This window comes from Kineococcus endophyticus (assembly GCF_040796495.1).
Classification (GTDB): Bacteria; Actinomycetota; Actinomycetes; order Actinomycetales; family Kineococcaceae; genus Kineococcus; species Kineococcus endophyticus.
Genome location: NZ_JBFNQN010000018.1, coordinates 80860 through 99538, shown reverse-complemented (window position 1 = coordinate 99538; position 18679 = coordinate 80860). Strand labels below are relative to the sequence as shown.

The window sequence follows — 18679 nt, the reverse complement described above, 5'->3', positions numbered from 1 at the left end:
CCCCCCCCCCCTTCCACGCGCGAGCCTCCCCGGCGCCGCTGCCATGGCTCGCGGCACCGAGCAGTGCGGAAGGAGGAAGCAGCATGCCCCTGTCAGCGCTGCTCAATGGCCACCTCATCATCGCTACGTTGCTCAACGACGAGACCTGGACAGCCCTGACCTCGAGGTCACACTCGGGTCGAGCACAAGCCGTCCCGCCAACCCCCAAAACCTCCAGCGGGCAGGGCACGGCGGCATTGACCCTCCCCTGCGGTCAACGAGCATTCGCTCGCACCAGCCCTCTAGGCACCCGCCACTTCGTCCACCACCGCCGCGGCACCCAATGCGACCACGCCCCCGAGACCGCCGAACACCTCCTGACCAAGAGCGTCATCGTCGCCGCCGTACACGCCGCAGGCTGGCACCCCATCCCCGAAGCCCGCAGCAAGGACGGAACATGGATCGCTGACGTCCTCGCCGTCAAACCCCACACCCCACTTCGCGAGCTCGGCTGGGCCCGGGACGGTCAAGCCAGCCCCAGCAATCCAGCCGCTGCCCCGTCGGACCCCGTCGACGCTGCCGGGCTTCCCGGAGTGGTTGACCAGATCCCATCTCCGACGAGGGTTGCCTTCGAGGTGCAGTGGTCCCGTCAATCGCTGGGCGAGTATCAGGCACGTCAGGAGCGCTACGCCCGCCACGGCGTCCGCGCCGCTTGGTTCGCCCGCCACCACGTCCCGGGGCTGTACCCGCGCAAGGACCTACCTATCTTTGGTCTCGACATCATCGACGCCGTCCCCTACACCGACCTCCTTGGCCCCGCGAGCGCCGGTCCAGACTCCGGTGATGTGGGTGTGGATGGCCAGACAGTGCAGGCTGCGGGCCACGGCCGTAGGGGGCGTGCTGACTTGGCCGGTCTGGAGGTACGACGTCGCACAGACGCCTCGTTCCGCCCCCGGCAGGTCGCGTCCGCGAACCCGTTCGGTCTGCCGGTGCACACCATGGTCCGTGCACTACTGGGCGGGGCGGTGCAGTTCCGCACCCACCTCGGACAGCACACCCACCTCGGACAGCACCGCCAGGTAGCCAGAGCGACGCTAAATGGTGCAGCTGTACCCCTGCGTCCGGTGCAGCTGACCATCTCCGTGCACCCAGGGCACTGCTACGGCTGCCGGCACAGCCTGTGGCTGTGGTCGCTACTCGACGTGGACACCACCCAGCACGGAGCGTGCGGCCTGACCATCTCAGCCCCTGCGCCCTACCTGCCGCAGGGGCTGCTGCCCGGGCACCCGGTGGGGACCGCGTTCGTCCGCGAATTCGTGGGCCAGTTCGCAGCACAGCACCGTGCCGTTCGTGAACCCGCAATCTTCGGGATGCGCAAGAAAGAATGGAGCCACGGCCCTTCACGGGGCGTGGGGTTCAGCTGCCCGCGATGCAGCCGCGAGGTCAGCCGACGCGCCAGCGAGCGAGCCCTGGCCAGTCCAGCCGTCGAGGTGTTCACGACCGCCATCCCGGTAGAGAACGCTGCCAACCCCTCGACACCGCACTGGTGCCTGAACCGCGGCCGTGGACATTGCCCCTGACCACGGCAACACGGCAGTCACTCCAGACGTAGGACGCCACATCAGCCAAGACAGTGGTGCCACTGCTCACCTGGCCGTTCGAGTCCCCGGCGCAGGTCGCTCCCGCGCTCGTCGTTAGTGCCCCGGGATCACTGGTTCTGGCGTCTGCTGCGCAATACCCCGGCTGACCACGTCGACGACGCCGATGCCCACACCCTGGACGGCGTCTTGGGCCACATCGGTCACCTCGACGAAGTCACCGGAGCGACCCTCTTCGAGACCGGCGGCGACGGCGCCGCACTGGCCCCCGGGCACCCTGCCCCCGACCTGCACGCCGAGGTCAGCGCAGACCGCACAGAGAACGAGGCCACCACAGCCGCCCTCGACCAGGCCCGCAGCCAGTGGCGCCACCTGGCCCTGTCCCTGCGCCGCGGCGGCCTGAGCGCCACCCAGACCGCCAAAGCCCTCGGCGTCTCACGCCCCGCCATCGACAAGCTCGTAGCCCGCGCCACCGCCGACACCCCCACCCAGCGACCCCCGGCGCTCACCGGCTTCGACATGCCCCCGGGCGCCCCCTAGACGTGGCGGCCGGCGCACCGGAGAACGGCACCCTGGCCCACAGGGGGTGACTTCTCTGGGGCTGGCGGCGCTTGGCCGTGACGCTCCAAGACACCGGCCTCACCTACCGCGATGTCGTGCCTCCCATGGGCATCAAGGAACCGCGGGTGACCCAGCTCGCCCCCCGCGACGGACGACGCAGCGCGTCGAATCTCACTACCCGAACCTCCTGATGGCCTTCTGCTAGCAACTACCGAGCAAGCTACTCGCGGGCAGGTGAGGTAAGTGACGCTACTTCACGAGCTGGTCGATGAGGACGTAGAGGACCACGAGAGCGGAGATCAGGTTCTGGATTCCCTTCGAGTACGTCTCCACCGCCTCGTTGGCGCCTTTCACTCTGCCTTGCAACACCTTCTCCGTGTGCGCGAGCTTCTGGAGCGTGTCCCCGAGCCGTGCACGGAAGGCGACCAGGCGTGCCCGACGGTTCTCGGGGAGGACCTCGTCGAGGGAGTCCGGTAGGTCGATGTCACCGACCTCCTCGGTCAGCTCAGTCGCTTCCCGGATGGCGTCTTCGATCTCCTGTCGCTCTTGCCTACTGAGAGTCGTTCGGAGCATCTGGCCCACACCGGGACCGAGTAGTGCCGTTGTGTCGAAGGCGGGGAGGAGCGCTCCTAGGTCAGGGAGGAGACGGGGCACGATCTGATCCATGTCGACCCCGAGGAGTGCCTTGGTGTCGAAGAGTGCACTGAGGCTGGGTAAGAGACGGGGGACGAGCTGGTCCGTTTGCAACCGGACGAGGCTCATGGATGGCAGCAGCACCTCCACCATTTGCCTTTGGAGGCCGGTACCGAGGATGGCAGCCGCGTCGGGGCCACTGATCAAGCGTTCGGGGTCGTCGTCGCCGGTGGCGTCTGCGAGTCGCATGTCACTCCTGATGTGGACCTGTATGAATCCTAGAGCCGCCGACGTCAGGCACACCCCTCTTTTCGGCAGGACCGCCGGTTATACAGGGAGTGGCATCGTTATCTCTAGAGGACCCCTCAATGCCGTGCCCGCACGGTTGCCGACCTGAGAGTGGTCTGGCCGAGGACGCGACCGCGATGCGGTGGATGATCAGTAGCTTGCAAACCGGCTGCCACGGCAACCACCTCGATAACCCCGGCGCGCAGGAGCTGCTCGAGTTAGCCTGACCGATCTGGAGGCCGCGGGCCTGCTAAGCCGGTTTCTGCGCGGGGACCGGACCGTCACCGGGGCAGTTGTACGAGCGGATGGTCTCGCTACGGGCCTGCCCCTTGGCCAAGAGGTCAGCTCATCCTCCCCACCCGTAGATCCGAAGAGCCTAGGCACCAGCTCGGTAGCCGACGAAATACACCAACAAAGTATTCATCCCGCCGGATCGTACTCCCTGCTGATAATTTCCGATGAAATATCTCTAGCTTCGTATAGGCGGGTCATTATCTTGTCCCCATATCCGGTCCGACCCCAGTATTCGCCGTCCACATCATTAGCGTCGCGATACACCAAACCCTGACCCACTAGTCGACTCAAAGTTGCAGCCAGTAGATGACCTAACTTCAATTCGCTCTCATTTAATTGAAGATTCAGGGCGGCCCATCGCCAAGAACGTTCCGCCGCTGGTCGCTCATCAGGGTAGATAGTTTGAGGTGGATCCAAGCTGAAGCAATCAAGAACAGCCACATCCAGCTCTTCCAGCGATCCGAGCACAATAGACTGGTCGAGTAGCCTTCGCTGCTCGACCATGTTCACTGTGTTCGCCGAATCGCTTAGCACTTTTCCAAGCGCAATGATCTTCGCATGGAAGGTTGCAGATTCAGCGCCCGCCAGGGCCTCACCTAGTGTACGGGCCCTAACTGGGTCCTCCGTCATTGCGGCTAGCGAATCCTCACCGACACCGCTTTGCTGCACAATTTTTAAAAGCATCTCAGCGCGAGATTTCCTGTGACGCTCTCGCCAATCAATCAGTTGCGCCGCTGCAGTTACCCCCACCCCCGCAGTCACGGCAGCAGCCGCATCATGCATAGTCAGACCCACTGACGTTCCGATCAGAACCGTTGCCGCAGGGCCAACGGTGTTCTCAGTGACACGTCGGGCGAAGACTCCATGAAGCTTCGATAGGTCACTCACAGTTACCGATCGTAGCTGGATAGACTTCCCTTCGTCGATAGGACGGCCTGCTTGGTGCCGCCGTATTCGGCTGATCAACCGCTCCGTATGGGCTGATGTCGATCACGCAGCATCTCCGGCCGTACCCGGCCGGCCAGGGGCTGCGTGTCGGAGGCTTCTGCCGTGCTGTCCCCTCGGGCGGTCACGCGGTGAAGGGGATGCAGGCTGGTCTGACTGTTCCCGACCTGGCTCAGCACTCCGCAACGATGGGTCGGCCTCGCCGGCCCCTGCGCGGGCTGCTCCTGGTCTCCCTGGTCGCGCCGGACGTCCCAGCCCGCATCATCACCGAACTGCACCCCGCACCGCTACGCCTGAACCTGATCAAACACTGACCCGGCAGTAGGCAGGCGCCCGCGACCCCGGCCGTTAAATGACGGCCCACTCTCAGGGCCGGGGCAACCCGCCTTACCCGCCCCGCTTGCGGATACTAAGTGCGAAGAAGGACACGTGACCAAGACCGCCCAGCGTTCCCATTGCAGCTGGGACTGTGCTCAAGCGGTGGCTCATCGCGCCCTGGCTCCTCGCGACGTCGTGGCCGAGCTCGACCCTGATTGGGCGATCCGGGGTGAAGGCCTTGCAGCACTTCACTCGTCTTCATCCCCGATTTTGATCGGACCGCCGGACGCGTCATCAAGAATTGACGACCAGGGCATCTGACCAAGCTCCATGTACTCGAGAGCCCAGAGCAAAAAAAGGATGGCCATGGCGGGCGCGTGCCCGTCGGCTGCGCATAGACCGAGAGTATGGGGATCTGGCCCGCCTAGAGCTAGAAACGGGGAACGAGCCCGAGAGTGCTCGACAGCGGGATCCTCCTCAAAGCTGACGGGAAGCATGAGAACGTTGCCGCCGAGCAGGATCAGATCTGCGCCGAACTCACTCTCGACGGGAGCCTGGCCTTCTTGTCTGAGAAAGCTCCCGCGGATCTCTTCAAAAGTTGTCAAGTATTCGCGGTCACCTTTTTTGTCTCGCACGTTGCGCGCGAAGATTACCCCATACGGAGGGTTCCTCGTGTCCGGATATCCCGGGGGTGGCGATACCTCCACGGTGCTTCCAAGCGTGACCATGGGGGTCAACTGCTGCAGAGGAACGGAAAGTCTCCTAGACAGCAGTTTCTTAGCTTCACTAACCTGCTTGCGCGCTTTTGCAAGACTCTGTCCGTCGCCGAGGTCGCCTTTTATGTTCAGGGTGTGCTTGAGTTCAATGTACGCGTAGACGGCCTCGACGGGAACGAACTCTTTCTGTGAGTAGTCTCCCTGGGTGCGGAGTGCAAGCGTAGGCATCCGCAATTGATCATAAATGATGATGTCATCCCCCACGCTTTGACCGTCACTTGAGACGATATGCCCCCTTGCAATGCCGTAGGTGTTCGGAAGAATTCGCCGAAGAACTCTACACATGATAACTTCATACTCGTCGCCAGCATCGAAGGCGAATCCGGGGTGAAATTCAGTAGCTAGTGCGCTATTGATCGCAGTTTGCAATCCTTTCACGTAGTTCTGGTACAGATAGGTCTTGGCGCTGGAACTCATGTCTCGACCATATACACGTCACCGTCTCGAGCGTCGGCGTTGCGTGCGATTCAGCGAGGGCGCGTTACTTGCCATCGCGACCACTTAGCTGCCTGAGAAGGTGCAAGCCAGGCGCAGCTTCTGCAGGCTCCAGAGCCGGTTCACGCGGTTGCGGGAGGCCGCCACACCCTGACGCTCGAGCTCACGACGATGAGGCGGTAGCCGAACTCGGGGTCCGTCCGATGTCGTCGTGGCGGATGCCGCGGGCACGGTTGACCAGGTGGGCGTCGTTTCCAGTCCCGTCGGCGACTGGTTGGTGCGCCACTAGTGGTAGACCTGCCCGCCGAACGCTCCGCCGCGGCTTGCGAGGTGCAGCGCTGGGTCGACGCGGTGCGCGCGGGGACGAACGTCGACGGCCCGGATGTCCGGGACGGGTACGCCGCGACCGCGGTGTGCGCCGCCGCCATAGAGTCCCTGTGCACGGGCGAGCGCGTCGTCGTGGACCTCGAGGGGGGCTGGGGCTCTGGCGAGCGGTGACGCGGCGCCCGCCGCTGACTTGGAGAAGCCCAGCACCCGGCAGGTCACCGCGACAGACACTCCATCAGCGGCGAGGTTACGGACCCGCGGTGGGGGCATCTCCCGCGTGCAGGGGGGGGATATCTTGGGAGAAGGTCCTGGCCGCTCAGCGCGGGGACGGCACCAGCGGTGAGGACATCACCGCCGCCCAAATCACCCGCGGTGCGGGCGTCCCCGGGCTCCCTGGGCTCCCCGGGCTCCCCGCCCACCTCATCACCAGCACGGGCAACGGCTGATCCGGGGAGGTGCGGGTTGCTGGGTCGACCAAGCCCGAAGGCTACTGTCCGGGCGACTTGCACCATCATGGGCCGCATGGCTCAAACAACCCGTGTTCTGCTGACTGACGATCTTGACGGCTCCGAGGCCACCGAGACCATTACTTTTGCCCTGGACGGGATCAACTATGAGATCGACCTCAACGCCCCCCACGCCCAGCAGCTGCGCGAATCCGTCACGACTTACGTAATTAGCGCCCGAAAGCTCAGCAGCCGCCGCCCTCCCACCACCCGACGAGCATCGGCCCAGCCGGCCGCCGACCGGCCTGACACCCAGCAGGTGCGGGACTGGGCCAAGGCCCAGGGGATCTCGGTCTCCGAACGAGGCCGGCTCAGCAACGACCTCATTGTGCGCTTCCAGGAAGCCAACCACTGACCTGATCTATACAGCCAGCCAAGGACGCGCCTCGGCAACCTCCCGGGCCCCCAGATAGGGGCCTGGGAGGTCCCCAGGCCCGGCCCGGGTCCATCAGGTGAGACGGCTAATGCTGATCATTGAGAATCCGCCGCACAACTAGCGGCGCAACCTTCCGCGCACGCTGCTGCTGCGCTGCGGCCGGCGCTGAGACGCCATCACCGCCGGCATAACCGATACCCAAGACCTCATCCGCGCTCGCCTAGAACTGCCGCCAACGCTACCGTCCGGGAACTACGCGCGCATAGCAATAGATGGGTCGATCCTCGCTGCACGCAACGCTGGGTACAGGGCTGACAAGACACCGACAATCGCCCCAGACGCCACCCCCAACGGGACCAAGGAGACCGAAAGAACTGGTGTCCAATCTTGGACTAGTGCCCCAATCACAACCCCTATGATCCCTAGGGCAGCCCCCACACATCCACCCAGCGCTCCAATCAACCCGCCTTCGAGAACAAACAGGCGGGCAACGCGCAGTTTGGACAGACCCATCGCTCGGCGCAGCGCAACTTCTGGGGTCCTCGTCATGACCGACATGATCATAGTGTTTGCTGTTGTCACGCTGGCGGCAAACAAAAGCAGAAGTGAAAGAACCGCGACTGTCCGCGCCATTTGCGACGACACACCGCGACGCAGATTGCTGAGGTCGACAACAGAGTCAGCCACATATCGGCCAGGGTTCGTCGCATCCAGGGTAGGAGGGACGGCCTCGGAAACTACGCTCGCCGCGTTAGGTGTCGTGTGGATTGTAAGCAGCTGTTCGCCAGCGTTCTGCGAGATTCGATCTGCGTCCGAACCAGAGATGACAATCGAGTTATTGATACCACCGTCACCGCCATCAACCAGGAGACCAGCAACAGTAAACTGTTCCCCATTGATCCACACTTGCTGGCCGATGCCGCCACCTTGAACACTCAGCTGCTTGGCTGCTACGACACCTACCAGCGCTACATTCGTCAGATTCGAGATATCGAGGAGGTCGGGCGAATTGCTGGGGGTAGACACCACACCACTCTGCCGAATCCAATCACCGTTTGCTCCCACCACCCGAACCTCTGAGGCCGACTCAGAGCCGGCCAGCTGGCTCACGGAGACTTTATCGCTAGGAATTGTCCAGCTCAGCCCAACACTCAATACGTGCGGAAGTGAATGAAGACGGGCAACACCCACGTTCGGGAAGCGCCCCGAAGCTGCAGGGTTGAGGGCAGATCCATTGTCTGCCTCCGCTTCCGTGACCCGAAAGGTGGCCCAGTCAAGAGAGGAGCTTGTGATGGATTGAGCAACTTGCTCCGCCGATGACTCTGTGATGCCTCTAGCGGCGACTGCCCCTCCGGCGCCGAGAGAAAACACAATGATGAGCAGGATGAAGCGCGCCGGTTTTTCGGCGAGACTTGAAAGCGTATCGAGGACGTCATCGACAATAGAGAGGCTGTGCCCCGATCTATCGTGTTTTTTCTTCAAGGTCGGTCATCCTCCCGTCGAGAATGCGGACTTCCCGGCTGGCGGCCTCGGCTACGGCGGCAGTATGGGTGATGACTACAAGAGTCACTCCACTTGCGTGAATGCGACCGAAAAGATCAATGACATTCTCGGTGTTCTCGCTATCCAGATTACCGGTCGGCTCATCTGCCAACACGATCTGCGGACGAGTCGCCAAGGCCCTAGCCAGAGCGACCCGTTGCCTCTCGCCGCCTGACAGATCTTTACCTAATGCATCCCACCTGTGGCCAACACCAACAATCTCTAAAGCTTCTTTGACTCGAGGGACCCTCTCTCGTCGAGGGAGACCTTGAATAGCCAATCCGAGGGAAACGTTGGCGGCCACGGTACGACTTGCAAGCAGATATGATGACTGAAAAACGAATCCGAACACTCGTGAGCGTAGATTGTCTTTTGCTCGAGTGGTCAAAGCAGACACGTCTTGACCATTTATACAATAGAGGCCTGATGATGGCGTATCCAGCAGGCCAATAATGTTCAGCAGCGTAGATTTGCCCGCACCCGAGGGTCCCGTAATTGCCACGAACTCGCCTGGCTCGACGGACAGGTTGGCTGATCTTAGGGCTCGGACGAGCGGTGGTCCAGAGTAGGTCCGTTCGACGTCGCAGAGACTGAGGAGGGCAGGCATCGAGGTTGTCTCCCTACATGCTCGTTACAACGCTGTCACCGATTCGGAGAGAGCCGGCGTTGGCGAGAGCCGCCCATCCGTCTGCTTGACGACTGACAGAAACATCAACGCGCTTAGGTCCCGCCTGAGCCTTGGCTAGGACGAAAGTTCCTTTTGAATCTTGTCGGAGAGCAGTCAGTGGAACCGCGGGGCCCGGTGCCGCCACAGTTGACGTAGACACCTGGACTGCAGCGTCGGCCGGAATGTCGTCGTCATCTTGGGCTGGCACCTCTATTGTCACATCTTTACCCGCCTGACTTCCATTCGCGTCGGCTTCCACGAAAGAACCGATTGACAGCACGTTCCCCGTCAGGGCCGAGTCGGGAGCGCCGACGAGGGCCACCTTGACCCGCGTCCCCAAGGGCAGGCTCTCGAGCTGGAGGAGGTTTGCGCGAGCCGTTACAGTTCTTTTTCCGACACTGAGGTTCATAACTGATTGACCAACCTCAATCTGAGAACCCTTAACGGGTGCGCTCACTACGATGGCTCCTTGGGGGACAGCGAACCATTCGTCGAGGTTGATCCATGTACCTGCCGCAGCTCTCGCAGCTTGCACTTGCATTGTCAACGACTTGATGAGAGCAGGATCGGACGGAACCGCCTGCTGCGCCTCTTGGAGCGCGTTCTCGGCGTCATTTTTAGCGGACTCAACATCCGCGGAAGGAGCCGGCGGCTCATATCCAAGACTGTCGTACATTTTGGCGACGGCGAGTTGTGTCTCATTGTCGACCCGACCAGTGAGTCGGCCCCTGAAGAAGCCCAGATCTTTTAGCTTCTGCTGAACCGAGGAGACGTCGTCTCCCTCGTCGCCAGAGTGGAGCGACCGGTAAAGCGGTGCTTGCAGCATGAGCGCAATGACGGGTCTTCCTGAGATTCCGACCAAGACAGAACCGTCAGAAACTGCTGCCCCATTCTGCAGAGGCGTCTCAGTCACGACGGCGCGTGACGTGCCCTGAGGAAGGAACGCGTTCACAGGCAAGGTGCTTTGTGCAGTGACCTTTCCTTGAAGGACAACACTGGGGGTAACAGAACGGTCTTCAACCTGGGCATACGTTGTGATTGCAGCTGGAGCCCGTTCTGCGGCTGCGTCGGCAGGCGACTTCACTTGTGTGCCTGCCAAGAATCCGGCCCCGGTAAGCGCAGCGCAAGAAACGACAACGGCAACTAAGATTCCGGGCCGAGCGACAAATCGGATGGTGTCTTGACGGCGCGTCATAGACCGTTCGCCGCAATGATCTTGTTTGCCGCCTTTAGAGCGTCATCAACAGCTTTCCGTTGATCCACCAGCTGAGGTTCGTCGGCGCGCACCTTGGGCATTTGCAAAGATGCCTCGATGTCAGCCAGCTTCTGAACGGTGCCGTTTTCCTCTTTACATTTAACGTCGATCAGGGCGATCTTGATCTCATTTTCTTTGCCGCCGCTCATCGCAGAAGAAGGGACCCAGCCGTCACGCGGCGGATTCACGTTCTGACTGGAAAGACATTGCCGCCAGTCATCCAGAACTTTTTTGGTCTGAGGAAGAGTCATGAAGTCCTCGTACCCCTGGAATGCGCTAAGGTCTGATGGCAAGGAGTTAGCGATATAAGTCTTCGCAGCTTCCTGACCACAGCGCAGATGGGAGGCGTCCCAACCCTCGGGGTTCGCGGCAGAATTGAGCTGCTGCAACTTTACTTGCGACGGCGTGTCGGCCGGAGTTTCGTATCCATTCTGAGCAGCCTCGTTTTCAACCCATACACCGTAGCGCCTATCCACAGGGGTCGGATCGGCGCGAGCGTCAACCACCTGGTAGTCGAATCCGTCTTTCTTCATGCAATCACGCGTCGCAAGTTGATATCCGAGATCGATAGTCGCTTGCTCGGAGTGATTCATGCCGTAACGGTCCAGAGGTAGCCGAATAGTTCCACTAACTTTGTCAATTACAGCTTTGGCGGTCGAGTCTGCCGGCTGCTGATCCGCCGAAGATGACTTGGAGCAACCGGATAGCAGAAGCGCGGACGCCAGCACCAGTCCTGTAGAGGCGGAGATAAAAGTCCTACGCATTATGGTGAGTCCTCCAACGGTCTGAGCACGTGTCTGGATATCTGACTAGCAGTTGCTCGACCCTATGGGGCTGAGGTGCGCCATAGTTCGTATCTTATGGGTAGTCGAGGTCGATCAGTCGTAGTGGACGTATGAGCCAGCTTGCACAGTGGACTTACAGAGTCTGCACGGACTGGACATAACAGTGCCCCCGGCACCGCACGATGGCGGGACCGGGGGCCGTTGGCTGATGGTCAGGCGGGGCAGAAGTCGTGACTCGACAGGCTGTCGTCGAAGTTCGTGCCCGGCTTGTCACCCGCACCGTTGCTGAGGTTGGGGTCACGCCATGTACCCCCGCGGGCTGGGTAGCTGAGGTTGAAGCTTGCGCCGCTCTGGAAGCTGTCCTTGAAGGCGCGAAGGGTGCATCGAGTGGCATTGTTGTTAATGGCAGAGGCAGAGTCGCCGCCGTTGATGTTCGTACCGTCGTAGACCACGGTGTTGTACTGGTTGACGTCGCTCGCGCTCCCCCAACGTCCACCGTCGTACTGGCTGAACCTGAAGAGACAAACCTGACCGCTGGGACATGCGCCGTCGCCGGCGGACGCTGCGGGTGCTGTCAGGAGAACGCCTGCGGCTGCAGCGACCATCACTGCTCCGCCGGCGATACTCTTTCGCAGAAAGCTCGGCATGAATCTTCCTCCCCCTCAGGACCCTTGTGGGTCGCTCTGCGTCAGCCATCGCTGCGCATCGTGAACGTAACAGGCTGTGATTACCCTGTGGGTCGGTTTGAGTTATGGGCCGTCAGCTGTGACGCATGTCACACTAAAGTTCGGAGCTGTGCGTCTTACTGCCCCCCTAAAGGGGGCCAGGGCGTCGGGACGCTCGGAGCAGAGATCCACGTTCCCTGACCGCAACCGGTCGCTCGACGACGGCCCCGGCTCCAAGAGCAACCGAGACCCTCCGGGTCCTGCGAAGGGACACGCTCGCCCGACGTCTCGCTCTTCGAGAGTGCGGCTCCTGCGGCAGGCTGCCGCCCGGCGAGCAACCCCACCCTCCTGGGCAACCTCAACTGGGCAAACCCTCGACGTGGCTCGTTACACACCCACCACCCGTCTCGAAGGCGGGCATCCCCAGGCCAAGCCTCACCGCACTCGCTACTTCCGTGGGGGGAGGTCCCCTACCCCTCCTTAAGGAGGGGTACCTCATCGTTCGGCTGCCACCAACAGCGACCTTGTGCTGGGATCACAGCCATGAGCGGCTCGACGTAGACCGCTCCCGGGGCTAGGGAGGAACTGCAATGCTCACAAAGCAGGCAGGCAGGCGGGTTGGACTCGTCGCAACGACACTGGTCGCAACGGCGATGCTGGCGGGCGGCTCACCCGCCTTCGCGGCAAGCGGAGGCACAACAGCCTCCACAAACGCTGCCGCCCCCACGGTCGTGACCCCTCAGAGCAACCCTGACTGCCGAGGGCAGTGGGTCTTCGACAACACCAGCGTCAAGGCCGACCACATCGGTCGAGTCGGTGCGCCGGTCAGCAACTACTTCGGCAGCAAGGGCAGCATGTCCCTGAGCATCGGGTACACCGGCACGGTCGGCGCCTCCGCCAGTGCGTCGGTCACCGCTGAAGGGTCCGCCGCAGTTTTCGCGAAGATTTCGGCGACCGTGAACGGAACGGTCTCCACCAGCGCCAGCGTCAACACCACCAACACCTCGAGCTTCGACGTCCCGGCAGGCCGGTACGGGAACGGCGTCTACGGACGGTACCGGGTAGCGGTCACCGGAGACCTCTACCAGCTCTCGGCTCCCGTCTGCGCCCACAAGAACCAGCAGCGCATCACCTACTACCTCGGGGCACTGAACAAGCCTGTCGGCTGGTGTACCTGGACCAGCACCAACCCCCTCGGCAGCCGCCCGGCGGCCTGCGACGACGGCAGCCCCTACATCCCGTGAACCACCGACCCAAGCCAGCCGCCGCGGTGACCCTAGTCACCGCGGCGGTGCTGCTCCTTGCCGGCTGCTCCGACGACACCCAGAGCACCCCCACCCCGTCAACAACCTCATCGACCGCTTCACCGACCACCGACGTGTCCACTCCCGCCACGTCCACGCCGGCTCCTACAAGCCCGTCCTCACCCACTTCCTCCTCCGGGACAACCCAAGGGTCTACTGGCGCCGCCCCAGGGACTCCGACCGCAACGGACCCCCGGCCCTTCCTCACCGATCGGCAACCCGACACACACACCTTCTACCTCGGTCGGGGCACACTTCCCGGTCCCACCAACGGGGAGACAACCGTGACGGTGGCGGCTCACTACTCCCTCTTCATGGCGTGCCGCGGCTCAGGTCAAGTCACGTTCCACCTTCAAGCCAGTGGTGGGACTGACACCGTCCCCTCCCCAACACCTCTCGTCTGCAATAACGAGGAAACAGGAGCCCAACAACAGGTCGACCTCGGCCAGATCGCCAAGGGCACCAACCTCGCCTTTTCCACCGAGGGCCCAGACGGGGTGGACTTCGTCGTCGACATCACCGCCGACAAGACGGTGGGGCACCCCAAGTCGTGATCGGTGCTGACTCCGAGCTGGTGACCAGGACGCACCGCCGCCGAATACGCGGGCACTGACCGGGTCGGACTTTCCCACATCACGAGACCCCGTCGGTCGCGAGCGCCGTCAGACGCGAGTATCGCGGCGCAGGTACAGGTCGGGGCCGGGAGACGCTCAGGCGCGTAGGGCCGTCAACCGCGCGTACAGCTCCCCGGTCACCGACCGGTCCCCACGCAGGAACCGGCCGAACAACCCCGCCGCGGCCGGGTCGGACAACCCGACCTCGAGAAGCTCGCGCAACGCGGGGTCGTCCCAGCCCCCGTGGTGGCCACCGGCCTCCACGCTGGCCAGCATCCACCGCATCACCTGCGTGTCCTGCACGAGCCCGCCCGCCGGTCGGCAGCCGTGCGGGCACGGCATCGAGGCCGCGGTCCCCCACAGGCGGCACACCATCGGCCGGACCGCGTGCACACTGCACCGCCCGGCCCCGAACGTGCGCGACAACGCCGGACACGCCCCATCCGCCGTGGGCGCGTCCAGGTCCACCCCGGCGGCCAGCACCCGGCGCCGTTCGACGGTGGAGGCGTCGATGTGCTCACCGCAGGAGTCCGCGCACAGGCCCAGACACTCCAGGGCCGGGAGCTGGGCGTACAGGTCCTCCAGCCGCGCCACCGCCGCCTCAAACCGCCCCACCCCGGGCACAGCCGCCGCGGGGCCATCGCGCCGGTCCTGACCTGCGCGCAGACGCCCGTCCATGCGCAGGTCCGCGTCCCGGCTCATGCCGCCCACGATCCCATCACCCCGACCCCTTGTGCCGTCCTGGCCAGCGCCCGTCCAGTCCCCGGCCCCGCCGACTGCTGCCGCCCGCCGGTGGGCCTGCTGATGCGCCTGGACCTCCTGCCACGGGGTCGTGCGGAGCCCGAACATGCTGAACACCGTCACCGTCTTCACGTTGGCCCGCACCACCGGCGTCCCGCTGGCCCGTCACCCCCGCCGGCCTCGCCCTGGGCCCGCTGGCGAAGCCTCGACGGCCCTCCCGGGCGCTGCACAGGTGTGGGCACGCAAGCCCGAGACGCACCCAGCCATCCTCGACATGCTGATCCCCATGATGCGCAACTACACCGTCCGCGCCGCCGGACCAATCGAGAACAGCCCCCATGAGGACTACGAGATCCACACCGACGAGGGCCGGACGATCAACGTCCCATCACCCGTTGGACGGCACCTGATCGCTTCGCTGACTGCCCGGCCGACGCTCGCCCTGGAGCTCGACGACGAGCCCGAGCACGACGGTACGCACCGGCTCAACCGGTGGGGCGTGCACGGTGACGACATCGACCCGTGGTGGCACAAGCAGGATGACGGCCGGGAGTGGCGCTTCGAGTAGCCGCATGGGGGCGTCGGGGGCCGCGTCGGTACTGGCCCCCCGCGCCAGCTCGCCAACCGTGCGCGCCTACGGCGCTGTGACGGTCGAAGGTGATACAAGTTGCGACCGTGGCCCTGACTTCTGACGCACCCCACCGGCGCTCGCACTGGCGTGGTGAGCGCAAAGCCGTTCTCATCCGCATGCCCCTGGCCGACGCTGAGCAGCTGAGGATCGCCGCGGAGGGCCAGGGCTTGTCGGTCAGCGAGCTGGCAGCGACGCTCATCGCCGCCGGCTTGAGCAAGACCACCAGGACCGCAGCGTGACGGCGCTGCGTGCCGGCGCGTCCCTGGCCGCTCGGGTCACCACGGCACCGGTCAACAATCGCACCGCCCGTGTCGTCTTGGGCTCGGTCGACCCTGCTGGACCGCTGGCCCCCCGGGCAGCGGTCATCCTGGCGGCGGTGCCCGGCTGGTGGCGCGAGCGGGCACAGGCCGCAGGGCTGGACGGACAGTGGCTGGACGTGATGACCGCTGTAGAAGGGCCCATCACCGCCGAGGTCGCCGACCTGGCCGATGTCCCTGACCCGACCATCAACGACCTGGACGGCTACGGACTGGGCGGGGCCTACGTCGGCGCTCTGACCCCCACCGTCCGATCCCGCCACGGACGTCACTACACCCCACAGCACTTGGCCGAGCAGCTGTGGCAGATGACCCGCCGCTCCCTGGGGGCCACCGCGAAGTCCCGAATGTTGTCCGGACTCGTCCGCGACCCCGCCTGCGGTGCCGGCGCCCTTCTACTGCCGGTCGTACAGGAGCAGGTGCGCGCCCTTCGGCGCGTTGAGACCCCACTGGCCTTGGCGGGTCTGCCCGCCAAGATCGAGGGCATCGATAACGACCCCCAGGCAGTCTGGTTGGCCAACGTGATCTTGGCCGCTGAGATGCTTCCGCTGCTTGCCGCCCTACCGACCCGCCTGCGCCGCCCGCTGCCCGCTCTGGTCCGCGTCGGCGACGGTCTGGCCGCCGATCTGTCCCCTGCCCGGGCGGTCCTGATGAACCCCCCCTACGGACGGGTCCGCCTCGAGGAGGCCGACCGCGAACGCTTCGCCAAGATCGTCTACGGCCACGCCAACCTCTACGGCCTGTTCATGGGCGCCGCCCTAGACACGCTGGAACCAGACGGCGCCCTTGCCGCACTGGTGCCCACCTCGTTCATGGCCGGGCGCTACTTCACCAACCTGCGCCGCACCCTGGCCACCACGACCAGCCTGCGCGACGTCGCCTTCGTCGCCAGCCGCGACGACGTCTTCGCCGGCGTCCTCCAGGAGACCTGCCTGTCGGTCTTCACCCGCAAGCGGGCACTGCGGACTAAGGTCACCCGCATCGAAGACACCCCCCGCGCTGCGGGCGCTCAGCAGAGCACCAAGGGTCAGGACTCACCGCCACAGGAGACGCTGAGGCAGACGCTGCGGGAGGCGGTGCAAGAGGTCGCCCAGGTGAAGACACCTCGCAAGGCGACTCCCTGGCTGCTTCCTCGCCGCTCCGATGACGCCGCGATCGCTGCGGCCGCGAACGCGCTGCCTCTGACACTGGCCGAAGCAGGGTGGAAAGCCTCCACCGGACCGTTGGTGTGGAACCGCCGCGCCGAGGACCTGAGCACCACCGCCAGCACCGACCCGGCAACGCCGTCGGCACAGGTGATCTGGGCCGCCGACATCGACGGTGGAACCCTGCACCGCGACCGGGCTCGCGATTCCCTACGACACCTCGCCCTGACCGGTGCCTCAGACCTCAAGGTCATGGTGCTCGCAGGGCCTGCGATCTTGGCTCAGCGGACCACCGCTCCCGAGCAACCCCGTCGTCTAGTAGTTGCTGGGCTGAGTGCTGCCGACCTAGACCGGTGGGGTGGTCGCGTCGTCGTGGAGAACCACGTCAACGTACTGAGACCCATCACCCCGCCTGACGTTTCGTCCGGAACAACGGCCGAAACTCCCGCCATGTCGCACGAAGGGCTTCTCCGGTTGCTGAGCACCACCACGATGGACCGAGTCATGCGCTGCGTCTCGGGCAGCGTGGCGGTCAGCGCCTATGAACTGGAGACCCTGCCGCTTCCTGGTCGCGACGTTCTCGCCGCCTGGGAACAACTGTCCGGTCAAGAGCTTGAAGACGCCGTGTCCCGTACTTACCGGCCGGTGACCACCTCGTGACGTTCCGCACCCTGCCCACACGCGAGGAATGCTCCGCACGCCTGGCGATGATTTTCCCCCGGGCCGCCTTCGACCCCGTCCACGCCAACCCTCTGGCCGCAGCATCGGTCGTGGCGCTCATCTATGTCGGCGCCGTCGCGCCCGAGCAGAGCCCAGTCCCCGACGACCAGGTGTGGGCCCGCCCCTCGATGTGCCTGCGGATGTCCGACGCTGTCCTGGCCCGCAACAGCGACCAAGACCGCACCGCCTGGCGCGAGGCCATGCTGACCAACACCAAGAAGAAGGTCGACGACCTGATGGCCCAGTGGGGCGTGCGAGCTGAACACTGGTACGCCGACAACAGCCGCGAGACCCTGCGTGATGAGACCTTCACCAGATGGCTGGACCACGGCGCCATCCGTGAACGTCCCGGCCTACCCACCAGCAGCAGCAAACCCCGATGGGCCCTGGCGAGCGAGTTCGCAGACCTCTTTGCCCCCACCCTGACAGGTCCCGCCCTGGAGCAGACCATCGAAGCCTGGCGCTCGACACACATGGACCCGGGCGACCGCCTCCGGATCGCCACCGCGCAGCAGCGCGACCAAGCCACCCACGCGGTACGGGTCACCATGCCCGACGGGTCCACCCGAACACTGGAACCAGGAACGGCCTCGCGCATCCTCAAAGGCGTTGTCGAACAGTGGGCCCCGGCCCGCCTCCACGATCCGGTCGTCCTCACCATCTCTGAGCCAAGCCGTAAGATCCTCGTGGCCGACGCAGCCGTACTCACTCGACTCGGACTGACCATCGACCAGGCGACCTTGCTACCCGACGCCGTCCTCGTCGACATCGGTGCGAACCCGGTCGAGTTCTGGATCATCGAGGCCGTCCACACCGACGGCCCCATCAGCGACCGGCGCCGTGACGACCTCCTGAAGTGGGCCGAAGAACAACGCATCAAACCCGAAACCTGCCACTTCGTGACCGCCTTCGAGTCCCGCAACAGCCAACCCGCCCGCAAACGCCTCAAGGACCTCGGCACCGGGACCTACGCCTGGTTCCTGGACGAACCCACCCGCGAACTGTCTTGGCACGAGATTGCCGAAGGCCCCGCGTGATCGGACCACCTTGACGAAACTTCCTCGCAGACCGGATCTTGAGACGCGATGGGGTGGGGTGCAGCCAGACTGGTCGCACCCCACCCCATCGCTCAGGGCCTCCGGAGCAGAGCCACGCCGGTCATGGACCGGCGCTGTCAGCTGTACGTACTGTCCTCGGACAGTCGGTCGTGCAGCCGCACGCTCAGCTCCCTCGCTATGTTTCCCCAGGGGGCTCACC

19 protein-coding genes are annotated in these 18679 nt (G+C 64.2%); 10 read left to right on the top strand and 9 right to left on the bottom strand.

Going from position 1 to position 18679, the window contains the following annotated elements; genetic code table 11:
* Window positions 1–83 precede the first annotated feature (83 nt).
* Entirely contained in the window at window positions 84–1559 is a 1476-nt protein-coding gene (locus AB1207_RS22525; RefSeq protein ID WP_367640909.1) for a competence protein CoiA family protein, read from the top strand.
* A gap of 117 nt (window positions 1560–1676) precedes the next feature.
* The gene (locus tag AB1207_RS22520) at window positions 1677–2117 is read left to right on the top strand and encodes a helix-turn-helix domain-containing protein (RefSeq protein ID WP_367640908.1); all 441 of its coding nucleotides are present in this window, start codon (window positions 1677–1679) and stop codon (window positions 2115–2117) included.
* A gap of 270 nt (window positions 2118–2387) precedes the next feature.
* Here the strand turns inward: AB1207_RS22520 and AB1207_RS22515 are convergent, their stop codons facing one another.
* Both AB1207_RS22515 and AB1207_RS22510 read right to left on the bottom strand, forming a co-directional pair.
* Window positions 2388–3020 carry a hypothetical protein gene (locus AB1207_RS22515; protein ID WP_367640906.1) on the bottom strand — a complete coding sequence of 211 codons (633 nt, stop codon included), beginning with the start codon at window positions 3018–3020 and terminating at the stop codon, window positions 2388–2390.
* 459 nt (window positions 3021–3479) lie between these two features.
* Window positions 3480–4241: a hypothetical protein gene (locus AB1207_RS22510; RefSeq protein ID WP_367640904.1), complete on the bottom strand. Its 762-nt coding sequence runs from the start codon at window positions 4239–4241 to the stop codon at window positions 3480–3482.
* 95 nt (window positions 4242–4336) lie between these two features.
* Here AB1207_RS22510 and AB1207_RS22505 point away from each other — a divergent pair, with 95 nt between their 5' ends.
* Complete coding sequence (locus AB1207_RS22505; protein ID WP_367640902.1) at window positions 4337–4612, top strand: hypothetical protein; 276 nt, start codon at window positions 4337–4339, stop codon at window positions 4610–4612.
* A 252-nt stretch (window positions 4613–4864) separates the two neighbouring features.
* Here AB1207_RS22505 and AB1207_RS22500 read toward each other — a convergent pair whose 3' ends face one another.
* Window positions 4865–5809 carry a DUF6602 domain-containing protein gene (locus AB1207_RS22500; RefSeq protein WP_367640900.1) on the bottom strand — a complete coding sequence of 315 codons (945 nt, stop codon included), beginning with the start codon at window positions 5807–5809 and terminating at the stop codon, window positions 4865–4867.
* A 306-nt stretch (window positions 5810–6115) separates the two neighbouring features.
* Between AB1207_RS22500 and AB1207_RS22495 the strand changes: the two genes are divergently transcribed.
* Window positions 6116–6325, top strand: a complete 210-nt coding sequence (locus tag AB1207_RS22495; protein ID WP_367640915.1) for a hypothetical protein — start codon at window positions 6116–6118, stop codon at window positions 6323–6325.
* Between the two features lie 351 nt (window positions 6326–6676).
* A complete protein-coding gene (locus AB1207_RS22490; RefSeq protein ID WP_367640899.1) occupies window positions 6677–7015 on the top strand; it encodes a histone-like nucleoid-structuring protein Lsr2 in 339 nt (112 codons plus the stop codon).
* Between the two features lie 273 nt (window positions 7016–7288).
* Here the strand turns inward: AB1207_RS22490 and AB1207_RS22485 are convergent, their stop codons facing one another.
* From AB1207_RS22485 to AB1207_RS22465, 5 genes are all read right to left on the bottom strand, one after another.
* Window positions 7289–8518: an ABC transporter permease gene (locus AB1207_RS22485; protein WP_367640898.1), complete on the bottom strand. Its 1230-nt coding sequence runs from the start codon at window positions 8516–8518 to the stop codon at window positions 7289–7291.
* A complete protein-coding gene (locus AB1207_RS22480; protein ID WP_367640896.1) occupies window positions 8499–9080 on the bottom strand; it encodes an ABC transporter ATP-binding protein in 582 nt (193 codons plus the stop codon). Before AB1207_RS22480 ends, AB1207_RS22485 begins: the two co-directional genes overlap by 20 nt.
* A 118-nt stretch (window positions 9081–9198) precedes the next feature.
* Window positions 9199–10329, bottom strand: a complete 1131-nt coding sequence (locus AB1207_RS22475; RefSeq protein WP_367640895.1) for a peptidoglycan-binding protein — start codon at window positions 10327–10329, stop codon at window positions 9199–9201.
* A gap of 107 nt (window positions 10330–10436) precedes the next feature.
* Window positions 10437–11093, bottom strand: a complete 657-nt coding sequence (locus AB1207_RS22470; protein WP_367640893.1) for a hypothetical protein — start codon at window positions 11091–11093, stop codon at window positions 10437–10439.
* 404 nt (window positions 11094–11497) lie between these two features.
* The gene (locus tag AB1207_RS22465) at window positions 11498–11932 is read right to left on the bottom strand and encodes a peptidase inhibitor family I36 protein (RefSeq protein ID WP_367640892.1); all 435 of its coding nucleotides are present in this window, start codon (window positions 11930–11932) and stop codon (window positions 11498–11500) included.
* A 608-nt stretch (window positions 11933–12540) separates the two neighbouring features.
* Between AB1207_RS22465 and AB1207_RS22460 the strand changes: the two genes are divergently transcribed.
* Window positions 12541–13194, top strand: coding sequence for a hypothetical protein (locus AB1207_RS22460; protein ID WP_367640891.1), 654 nt, complete (start codon window positions 12541–12543; stop codon window positions 13192–13194).
* Window positions 13195–13538: 344 nt separating this feature from the next.
* Entirely contained in the window at window positions 13539–13808 is a 270-nt protein-coding gene (locus AB1207_RS22455; RefSeq protein WP_367640890.1) for a hypothetical protein, read from the top strand.
* Between the two features lie 156 nt (window positions 13809–13964).
* On the opposite strand, the gene AB1207_RS22450 is transcribed toward AB1207_RS22455, so the two are convergent.
* Window positions 13965–14570 carry a hypothetical protein gene (locus AB1207_RS22450; protein WP_367640888.1) on the bottom strand — a complete coding sequence of 202 codons (606 nt, stop codon included), beginning with the start codon at window positions 14568–14570 and terminating at the stop codon, window positions 13965–13967.
* A gap of 145 nt (window positions 14571–14715) precedes the next feature.
* Here AB1207_RS22450 and AB1207_RS22445 point away from each other — a divergent pair, with 145 nt between their 5' ends.
* From AB1207_RS22445 to AB1207_RS22435, 3 genes are all read left to right on the top strand, one after another.
* Window positions 14716–15177 (top strand): hypothetical protein, encoded by a 462-nt coding sequence (locus AB1207_RS22445; protein ID WP_367640886.1) that lies wholly within the window; start codon window positions 14716–14718, stop codon window positions 15175–15177.
* A gap of 298 nt (window positions 15178–15475) precedes the next feature.
* A complete protein-coding gene (locus AB1207_RS22440; protein ID WP_367640885.1) occupies window positions 15476–17362 on the top strand; it encodes an Eco57I restriction-modification methylase domain-containing protein in 1887 nt (628 codons plus the stop codon).
* Complete coding sequence (locus AB1207_RS22435; RefSeq protein ID WP_367640884.1) at window positions 17359–18459, top strand: BsuBI/PstI family type II restriction endonuclease; 1101 nt, start codon at window positions 17359–17361, stop codon at window positions 18457–18459. Before AB1207_RS22440 ends, AB1207_RS22435 begins: the two co-directional genes overlap by 4 nt.
* Window positions 18460–18679 lie beyond the last annotated feature (220 nt).